This is a genomic window from Rhodococcus sp. KRD197 (genome assembly GCF_017168235.1).
Lineage (GTDB): Bacteria > Actinomycetota > Actinomycetes > Mycobacteriales > Mycobacteriaceae > Rhodococcoides.
In genome coordinates, this window is sequence record NZ_JABFAO010000002.1 from 542513 (window position 1) to 551246 (window position 8734).

Here is an 8734-nt window from a genome sequence, read left to right on the forward strand (position 1 = left end):
GCGGTCACTCCGCCCCGCTGAGCAGCGCCACACAAGGGTGCGCTGTCAGCGGCGAATCTCAGGAACGCGCATGAGCACTCTCGACATCCCCGACTCCCATGGCCTTGGTCCCCGAATCCACGAGCACACCGATCCGAATCGATCACCCCGAACGTGGGCGCTCGTCGGCATGGCTGCAGGACTGGCGGGGATCGTCGGGATTCAGGCCAGCATGACCGTCGACGCCGTCTATGTCCAGGACGGTGTCGCCGACGCTGCGTCGATCACCGCCCGGTTGGCCGAGCAGCGCACGAACATGCTCGTCGAGCACACCGCACTCATCCTGTCGAGCTTGCTGTTGCTCGTTTTCGCGGCGGGACTACGACGGCACCTCTCACGTGGTGTGTCGCCGGACAGTCTCGTACCGTGGGTCGCAGCGGGCGGCGTGATGCTGACGTCGGTGGCGTGTCTGCTCGGCTCGGGTTTCACCACCGAGATCGTATTCGGACTCGGCGACACCGATCTCATCGTTCCCGAGTTCGCGGTCATGGTCGGGCACTGGATGGGGACGATTCCGTGGTTGTGGGTCGGAGTCGGTGTGTCCGGCATCGCGGTTGCAGTTGCCTCGCTCAAACATCACGCCACGCCGCGGTGGATCGGCTGGACCAGTGCTGTGCTCGGCGGAATCACGACGCTGTTCGGGATTTCTCCACTGCAGTACATGGCGGGATTCACCGGGCCCGTGTGGGTTCTGGTGGTTTCGATCGGCTTCTTCTTCGGCGCACGCCGCACCGAGCAGGCATAATTTTTCGAACCTGTCGCTGTTTCGAGGAGGGCGCCGATGAGCAGCACGACCGAGACGCCTACCAGCGAAAGACTTGTGGGCGGCTTCTCGGCTGGCACGTCGGCAGGAGCACAGCAGAACCGCGCGAGCACCGGTGGACTGCCGGTGCTCGCCGCTGTCATCGCAGTGACATCGTGGTCCGTTGCAGTACTCGCGTTGGTCGCGTTCTTCGCCTCCGACGCACCGCTGGACTCCGATCGACTGTTCTTCTTCGTCGACATCTCCGCCGCGGCGGTCTACGGAACGGTCGCGGGAATTGTGCTGTCCCGACGCATACATATCGTTCCGTTGGTGTTGGCGACCACTGCGCTGGGATGCGGGCTGGCAGCCCTCGGTTACGGGTACGAGCAACTCGTGACGGCCCAACCGGGGCTCCCTCGGATCGAACCCCTGTTTCACCTACAGAACACGGCCTGGATTCCCGGCACGCTTGCCCTGTTTCTCGTCGTACCCTGGCTCGTTCGGATCGGGCCCACGACGCGTTACGCCATTCTCGGAGCATCCGTCGGCACCGTGGTGACGACCTACTTCTTCGTCGTTTCGGTACTCGGGTGGCGAGAGGAGAGCAACCTCGATACGACGATCGCTCTCGCGGTGATAGTGGCGGTCGGCACCGTCAGCACCGTGAACGTGGTGTGGCGGTGGCGCCGCGGACCGGCCGAGGAGCGGACGGGAATGGGTTGGTTGGCGTTGGGAACGGCGCTGATGACGGCATCGTTCGTACCGCTCATCGTTCCGGACATCGCGCCCTGGCTGTGGGTCGCAACACCGCTCATGCACCTGGCCGCGCAGGCGTTCTATCCGGCGACCATTCTGATCGTCATTCTGCGGCAACGCATGTGGGGGCTCGATCTCGTTGTCAGCCGTGCCGTTGTCGCCGGAACTCTGACCGTGATGCTGGTGCTGCTCTACGCGGCGATCGCGACCGCACTCGCGGCCCTGCTCCCGGAGGTGGGAGCAGGGTTCGTCGCAGCAGCAGCCGTAGCCGTGGCGGTGCAGCCGTCTCGGTTGTGGGTGCAACGACGCGTTCGGCTACTCGTCTACGGCGAGGGCACCGACCCGTCGCGGGCGGTCCGGCTGCTTGGCTCCCAGTTCGGTAGCGCGGAAACGGTCGAGGACTTGATGGCTGGCCTCGCTGCCGGCGTCGGAGATGCTCTTCGTTTGGAATCTGTCACCGTGCGGCGCGGGGTCGATCAGTCACAGGGCGATGAGGCACAGGGCGACGCGGCGGCGGTGGTGGCGACATGGGGAGAAGCCACCGGGCCGCCCCGAACGGTGCCGCTCGTGCACAGAGGTGCAATGGTCGGATCGCTCGATGTCACCGCGCCGCCAGGTGAATCGCTGGGCGGACGGTCGATGAAGTCGCTCGCCGAACTCGCATCCGTTGTCGCCGCCGGCATCGCGCTGCAACAGGCATCGGCGGACCTTCGCGACGCCCGGGACCGGCTGTCCTCGGTGCGCTTGGAGGAGCGGCGCGTGATCCGACGCGAACTCCACGACGGACTCGGGCCGTCACTGGCAGGTATCCGACTCGGACTTCAGGGGGTACGAAACCTGCTGCCGAACAATCCTGCTGCTGCGGCCGAACTACTGGAGTCCCTGCAACGCGAACTCGACTTTTCGGTCGACGGCGTCCGATCGCTGTCGCGGACTCTGTTCCCACCCGTGCTCGAGGAGCTGGGCCTGGGCGCAGCTTTGGCGGAACTGTCGAACGCTCACGGCCGCAGCGGATTCACGATCGACGTTCACTGCGAACTCACGAATCCGGGCTTTTCGGGGCGTCTCGATCCGGCCATCGAGGCGGACGCCTACGGCATCATCTCCGAAGCCGTCAGCAACGTGCGACGCCACAGCGGTGTCGACCGTGCCGTCGTCGGCGTGCGGTACCAACCTGGATCAGGACGACGACCGACCATTGTGCTGACGGTGACCGACGCAGGTAAGGGAATCGAACCCGACGCGAAGGCGGGAATCGGAACCCGATCGATGCGTGAGCGTGCCGAAGGACATGACGGTTCGCTCGAGATCGGTCAACGCGAGGGCGGCGGAACGGTCGTCCGGGCGGAGCTCGGGCTGTGACCGACATCAGGATCGCCGTCGTCGACGATCATCCTGTGTTTCGGCTGGGACTGGCTGCGCTGCTGTCCACATTGAGCGGTATGACGGTTCTCGTGCAGGCGAGTTCGGCGACGGAGGCGTTGGCGTCCATAGATGACAACATCGACGTCGTTCTCATGGATCTGGAACTGGGTGATGGTTCCGGCATCGAGGTGACCAGGTCGCTTTCGAAGCGTCACCCGGCGCTGCGCATTCTGGTGTTGACGATGCACGAGGATCACGAGTGGCTGGTCGCGTCCATACGCGCCGGGGCGCGCGGCTACCTCGTCAAGGGAGCCGAGCCGGACGAGGTGGAACGCGCGATTCGCGCGGTCGCGTCCGGGGGAATGATCGTCGGAGCCTCGGTTGCCGCCACGGCCATGAGTGCGTTCGCGCCGACGCCAAATGGACCGGCAACCGAGTTGTTTCCACAGTTGACGCAGCGTGAGCGCGAAGTACTGGCTTTGGTGGCGGATGGACTCGACAATGCGGCGATCTCGCGACGTCTGTTTCTCAGCCCCAAGACCGTTCGCAACAACGTCTCGAACATCCTCGGCAAGCTCGGCCTGCCCTCCCGCGCCGCGGCTGTCGCGGACGCACAGGAGCTGCGAAATCGAAGTATCTGATTTCAGGCAGGCTCGACGTCGTCCGGATCGACGAACACCAGCCGACCGTCGTCGAGCGCGACGGCGTAACGGTGGGCACGAGCCCAGGTGCGATCGGTTACTGCGGCTTGATCGCCGAAGTCCTCCTTGACCACGCCCGATTCCTTCGGCCACTGATCCCGGGGGAGTTCCGGGTCGGAGCTGTAACGCACCTTGACGGGGGCGCCTATCGTGAACGGCTGTCGGGTGTCCATCGCTTCATCTCCTGCTTTTGCGCCAATGTCCCCCCACGGGTCGATGATATATACCCGGGCGCGTTTGTTCCCAAACAGCCATGCGGTCACGGACCACGCTCGTTTGAGTCCTTCTCCCGCCCGTGCAACACGTTCTAGGCTGTGACGATCCGAGGTGTAATCCTCGTGTCATGCGGCGTCGGTGAGCGTCGCCGCCGAAACGAAGTACGTGGAAGGAACTACCCGCTGTGACTACAGAGGCGTTCATTTACGAAGCAATCAGAACACCGCGCGGCAAGGGAAAGAACGGGTCGCTGCACTCGGTCAAGCCGATTTCGCTGGTCACAGGATTGATCGACGAGCTCCGCCGTCGATTCCCCGACCTCGACGAGAACCGGATCTCCGACCTCATCCTCGGCGTCGTCTCGCCGGTGGGCGACCAGGGCGCCGATATAGCGCGCACCGCGGTCCTCGCTGCGAAGATGCCCGACACCGTCGGCGGATTTCAGCTCAACCGCTTCTGCGCATCCGGCCTCGAAGCCGTCAACCTGGCCGCACAGAAGGTGCGTTCCGGCTGGGACGAGGTCGTCATCGCCGGCGGCGTCGAGTCGATGTCCCGTGTCCCCATGGGCAGCGACGGCGGCCCCTGGGCCATGGACCCGGCGACGAACTACGACACCTATTTCGCTCCTCAGGGCATCGGCGCCGATCTGATCGCGACGATCGAGGGCTTCTCCCGCGAGGACATCGACGCGTACGCCGTGCAGTCGCAGGAGCGCGCCGCAGCCGCATGGTCAGGTGGATACTTCGCCAAGTCGGTCGTCCCGGTCACCGACCAGAACGGGCTGCTGATCCTCGACCACGACGAACACATGCGTCCCGGCACCACAGTCGAATCCCTCGGCAAGCTCAACCCGGCGTTCACCGGTATCGCCGCAATGGGCGGGTTCGACGACGTCGCGCTGCAGAAGTACCACTGGATCGAGAAGATCGACCACGTCCACACCGGCGGCAACAGCTCAGGCATCGTCGACGGCGCGGCTCTGGTCCTGGTCGGTAGCGAGCAGGCCGGCAAGGATCTGAACCTGGTTCCGCGCGCCCGCATCGTCGCCACCGCCACCAGCGGAGCGGACACCACGATCATGCTCACCGGCCCGACGCCGGCATCGAAGAAGGTGCTCGCCACCGCCGGACTGACCGTCGACGATATCGATCTGTTCGAGCTCAACGAGGCGTTCGCGTCCGTCGTGCTCCGCTTCCAGAAGGATCTGCAGATCCCGAACGAGAAGCTCAACGTCAACGGCGGCGCCATCGCCATGGGTCACCCGCTGGGCGCCACCGGCGCCATGATCACCGGAACCGTGCTGGACGAGCTCGAACGACGCGGCGGCCGGTACGCCCTCATCACCCTGTGCATCGGCGGCGGCATGGGCGTTGCCACCATCATCGAGCGAGTCTGAGGAACACTATGTCGAACAACATGATCAATTGGGAAAAAGACGCCGACGGCATCGTCGTACTCACGATGGACGACCCCAACCAGGGCGCCAACACGATGAACCAGCTCTACAAGGAGTCGATGGGTGCCACCGTCGACCGCCTCGAGGCGGAGCTGGACAGCATCACCGGTGTTGTTCTCACCTCGGCGAAGAAGACCTTCTTCGCCGGCGGAGATTTGAACAACCTTCTGGCTGCTCGTCCCGAGGACGCACAGCTGATCTTCGACGAGGTGCAGGGAGTCAAGGCTCAGCTGCGTCGCATCGAGAAGCTCGGCAAGCCGGTCGTCTCCGCCATCAACGGCGCGGCGCTCGGCGGCGGACTCGAGATCGCCCTCGCGACGCATCACCGCATCGCGGCCGATGTACCCGGTGTCCAGATCGGTCTGCCCGAGGTCTCGCTCGGCCTGCTGCCCGGCGGCGGCGGCGTTGCCCGCATCACGCGACTGCTCGGCATTCAGAACGGCTTCATGACCGTCCTCGCGCAGGGCACTCGGTTCCGTCCGTCGAAGGCCCTCGAGATCGGTCTGATTCACGAACTGGTCGGCAGCATCGACGAATTGGTGCCCGCCGCGAAGGCGTGGATCAAGGCCAATCCGGAGGGCGGCGTCGCACCCTGGGATGTCAAGGGTTACAAGATCCCCGGCGGAACCCCGTCGAACCCGAAGCTCGCGCAGGTCCTGCCGGCGTTCCCGTCCAACCTGCGCAAGCAGATCAAGGGCGCACCGATGCCGGCTCCGCGCGCGATTCTCGCTGCGGCAGTCGAGGGTGCGCAGGTCGACTTCGACAATGCGTGCACCATCGAGTCGCGTTACTTCACCGAGTTGGTCACCGGCCAGGTCTCGAAGAACATGATTCAGGCGTTCTTCTTCGATCTGCAGGCCATCAACGCGGGCAAGTCGCGTCCGGACGGCATCGAGAAGACGAAGTTCACCAAGGTCGCAGTCCTCGGCGCCGGGATGATGGGCGCAGGCATCGCCTACGTCTGCGCCAAGGCCGGCATCGAGGTCGTGCTCAAGGACGTTGCGCTCGAGTCCGCTCAGAAGGGCAAGGCGTACTCCGAGGCCATCGAGGCCAAGGCAATCTCGCGTGGCAAGACTACGCAGGAGAAGTCCGACGCTCTGCTCGCCCGGATTCACCCGACCGCGGACGCCAAGGACGTCGAGGGTGCCGACCTCGTCATCGAGGCAGTCTTCGAGTCCGAGGAGCTCAAGCAGAAGGTGTTCCAGGAGATCGAAGACCTGGTCGATCCGACCGCGCTGCTCGGTTCCAACACCTCGACGCTGCCGATCACGAGCCTCGCTCAGGGCATCAAGCGCCAGGAAGACTTCATCGGAATCCACTTCTTCTCACCCGTCGACAAGATGCCGCTGGTGGAGATCATCCGCGGCGAGAAGACCTCCGATGCTGCGTTGGCGAAGGCCTTCGACCTGGTGCAGATCATCAAGAAGACCCCGATCGTTGTCAACGACAGTCGCGGGTTCTTCACCTCGCGCGTCATCGGCACCTTCATCAACGAGGCCATCGCGATGCTCGGTGAGGGCGTCGAGCCGGCGACCATCGAGCAGGCAGGTCTGCAGGCAGGCTACCCGGCAGCGCCGCTGCAGCTCTCCGACGAGCTGACGCTCAACCTGATGCAGAAGATCCGCAAGGAAACCTACGACGCGCTCGTTGCTGCGGGTCAGACCCCTCCCGAGGATCCGGCGGGTGCGGTCATCGACAAGATGGTCGACGAGTTCGAGCGTCCGTCCAAGGCGAAGGGCGCGGGCTTCTACGAGTACGCCGACGGCAAGCGCACCGGTCTTTGGCCCGGACTGCGCGATGCCTTCAAGTCGGGTTCGGCGGACGTTCCGTTCGAGGACCTCATCGAGCGGATGCTGTTCATCGAGGCCATCGAGACCCAGAAGTGCTTCGACGAGGGTGTGCTGAACACCACGGCCGATGCCAACATCGGCTCGATCTTCGGTATCGGCTACCCGGCGTGGACGGGCGGCGTGCACCAGTACGTCGTTGGTTACAAGGGTGGTCAGGCGGGGTTCGTCGCGCGCGCTGACGAGCTCGCAGCCAAGTACGGCGAGCGTTTCACCGCGCCGGACTCGCTCAGGTAGGCGACTTCGTCACATGTGCGCGGAAATACATAGCCTGCTATGTATTTCCGCGCACATGCGCGTAGCGCCTCACATGTTGCGGTACGCGATCAGACGTTCGGCGCCGTCGGTGAATTGTTGTCGCATCAGCGTGCAGGCGAGCTCGACGTCACCGGCGCGCAGGGCGTCGATCAGCTTCTCGTGATTGCGCACCGTGGATCGACCCCAGTCGGGGTCGGCAGCGTACAGCCGCTTCGGGGTGTAGCGCGTTGCGTTGTTGAGGAACCAGGCGAGCTTGTTCGCCTCGGTCAGACGGTTCAGGACGCGATGAAACTCGAACTCGTAGTCCTCGACCCCGTCGGCTTGCCCCGCGTCCACCGCAGCCGACAGCGACGCGTTGAGCGTCGTCAGTTCGGCGAGTACGGACTCGGTGATCAGCGGTGCTGCCCGCCGAACGAGTTCGACGGCAATCTGCCCCTGTAACCAGAAGATGTCGACGATGTCCTCGACCGTCAACGGTGACACGACGTAACCGCGGTGCGGGACGAGTTCGACCATGCCCTCGCCACGCAAAGTCAGTAGTGCCTCACGCACCGGGGTGACACTGACGCCCAGCTCGGCTGCCGTCTCGTCGAGCCTGATGAAATCACCCGGCCGGATCTCCCCGGACATCACGAGGTGCCGCACATGATTGGCGACGTCCTCGCTCAGCTGAGGCCGCCGGCGCAGCGCGGATGCGGCCGCCTGGGCGGGTTGACGTCTCACAGCCATCGGACCAGCAAATCACATCACCGACCTGACGGTGGACGCCCAGGTGGAACACCGGGGCCGAGAACAGAAAAATCGAGCAATGAGTTACGGCGCGCCGAGCGTGTTGCTCGGCGCCGCCGTTTCCTCATTGCTCGAAGTCACTCGACGCCCGTACGGCATCGTGATCGTCCTCGTGCGAAACGGTGTGTTCCTACACGCGCCAGCGGTGTCAGGAAGCGACAGCAGCTAGCAGCGCTTCGCGCTGGTTTGCGCCGAGGCCACCGATGCGGCGGGTGTCTGCGATGGACAGCTGCTCGAGCAGCTGAGCGGCGCGCACCGAACCGACACCCGGGAGTGCCTTGATCAGGGCGGACACCTTGGTCTTCTTGACGATTTCGTCGTTCTCGGCTTTCGCGAGAACGTCAGCAACGCTGAGCTCGCCGGATTTGACGGCGGCCAGCAGCTTCGACCGCGCGGTGCGCGCCTCGGCCGCCTTGGCCAACGCTGCGGTGCGCTGTTCCGGAGTCAGTACTGGTAAAGCCATGGCCTTATCTCCTCGATAGTTTCGACCCGTCGCTCGTTGACATGGTCTTCGACCCTCTTGCATCGTGCACGGTGGCTCGGACAATCTTTTCGAACGACA

8 protein-coding genes are annotated in these 8734 nt (G+C 64.5%); 5 read left to right on the forward strand and 3 right to left on the reverse strand.

Going from position 1 to position 8734, the window contains the following annotated elements; all coding sequences use genetic code 11:
- Positions 1 to 70: 70 nt before the first annotated feature.
- The 3 genes from J1M86_RS04750 to J1M86_RS04760 are packed head-to-tail and all read left to right on the forward strand — an operon-like array spanning position 71 to position 3546.
- Positions 71 to 784: a hypothetical protein gene (locus tag J1M86_RS04750; RefSeq protein WP_241259649.1), complete on the forward strand. Its 714-nt coding sequence runs from the start codon at positions 71 to 73 to the stop codon at positions 782 to 784.
- Positions 785 to 820: 36 nt separating this feature from the next.
- Positions 821 to 2902, forward strand: a complete 2082-nt coding sequence (locus J1M86_RS04755) for a histidine kinase (RefSeq protein ID WP_206508992.1) — start codon at positions 821 to 823, stop codon at positions 2900 to 2902.
- On the forward strand, positions 2899 to 3546 hold the full coding sequence (locus J1M86_RS04760) for a response regulator transcription factor (protein ID WP_206508993.1): 648 nt from the start codon (positions 2899 to 2901) through the stop codon (positions 3544 to 3546). The genes J1M86_RS04755 and J1M86_RS04760 overlap by 4 nt, the downstream gene beginning before the upstream one ends.
- 2 nt (positions 3547 to 3548) lie before the next feature.
- Here J1M86_RS04760 and J1M86_RS04765 read toward each other — a convergent pair whose 3' ends face one another.
- Complete coding sequence (locus tag J1M86_RS04765; RefSeq protein ID WP_075838498.1) at positions 3549 to 3779, reverse strand: hypothetical protein; 231 nt, start codon at positions 3777 to 3779, stop codon at positions 3549 to 3551.
- Between the two features lie 227 nt (positions 3780 to 4006).
- Between J1M86_RS04765 and J1M86_RS04770 the strand changes: the two genes are divergently transcribed.
- The gene (locus J1M86_RS04770) at positions 4007 to 5218 is read left to right on the forward strand and encodes an acetyl-CoA C-acetyltransferase (protein ID WP_075838497.1); all 1212 of its coding nucleotides are present in this window, start codon (positions 4007 to 4009) and stop codon (positions 5216 to 5218) included.
- Between the two features lie 8 nt (positions 5219 to 5226).
- Entirely contained in the window at positions 5227 to 7362 is a 2136-nt protein-coding gene (locus J1M86_RS04775) for a 3-hydroxyacyl-CoA dehydrogenase NAD-binding domain-containing protein (protein WP_206508994.1), read from the forward strand.
- 69 nt (positions 7363 to 7431) lie between these two features.
- Here the strand turns inward: J1M86_RS04775 and J1M86_RS04780 are convergent, their stop codons facing one another.
- Both J1M86_RS04780 and mihF read right to left on the reverse strand, forming a co-directional pair.
- The gene (locus tag J1M86_RS04780; protein WP_075838496.1) at positions 7432 to 8112 is read right to left on the reverse strand and encodes a GntR family transcriptional regulator; all 681 of its coding nucleotides are present in this window, start codon (positions 8110 to 8112) and stop codon (positions 7432 to 7434) included.
- Between the two features lie 208 nt (positions 8113 to 8320).
- Positions 8321 to 8635, reverse strand: coding sequence for an integration host factor, actinobacterial type (gene mihF / locus J1M86_RS04785; protein ID WP_026347388.1), 315 nt, complete (start codon positions 8633 to 8635; stop codon positions 8321 to 8323).
- Positions 8636 to 8734: the final 99 nt, after the last annotated feature.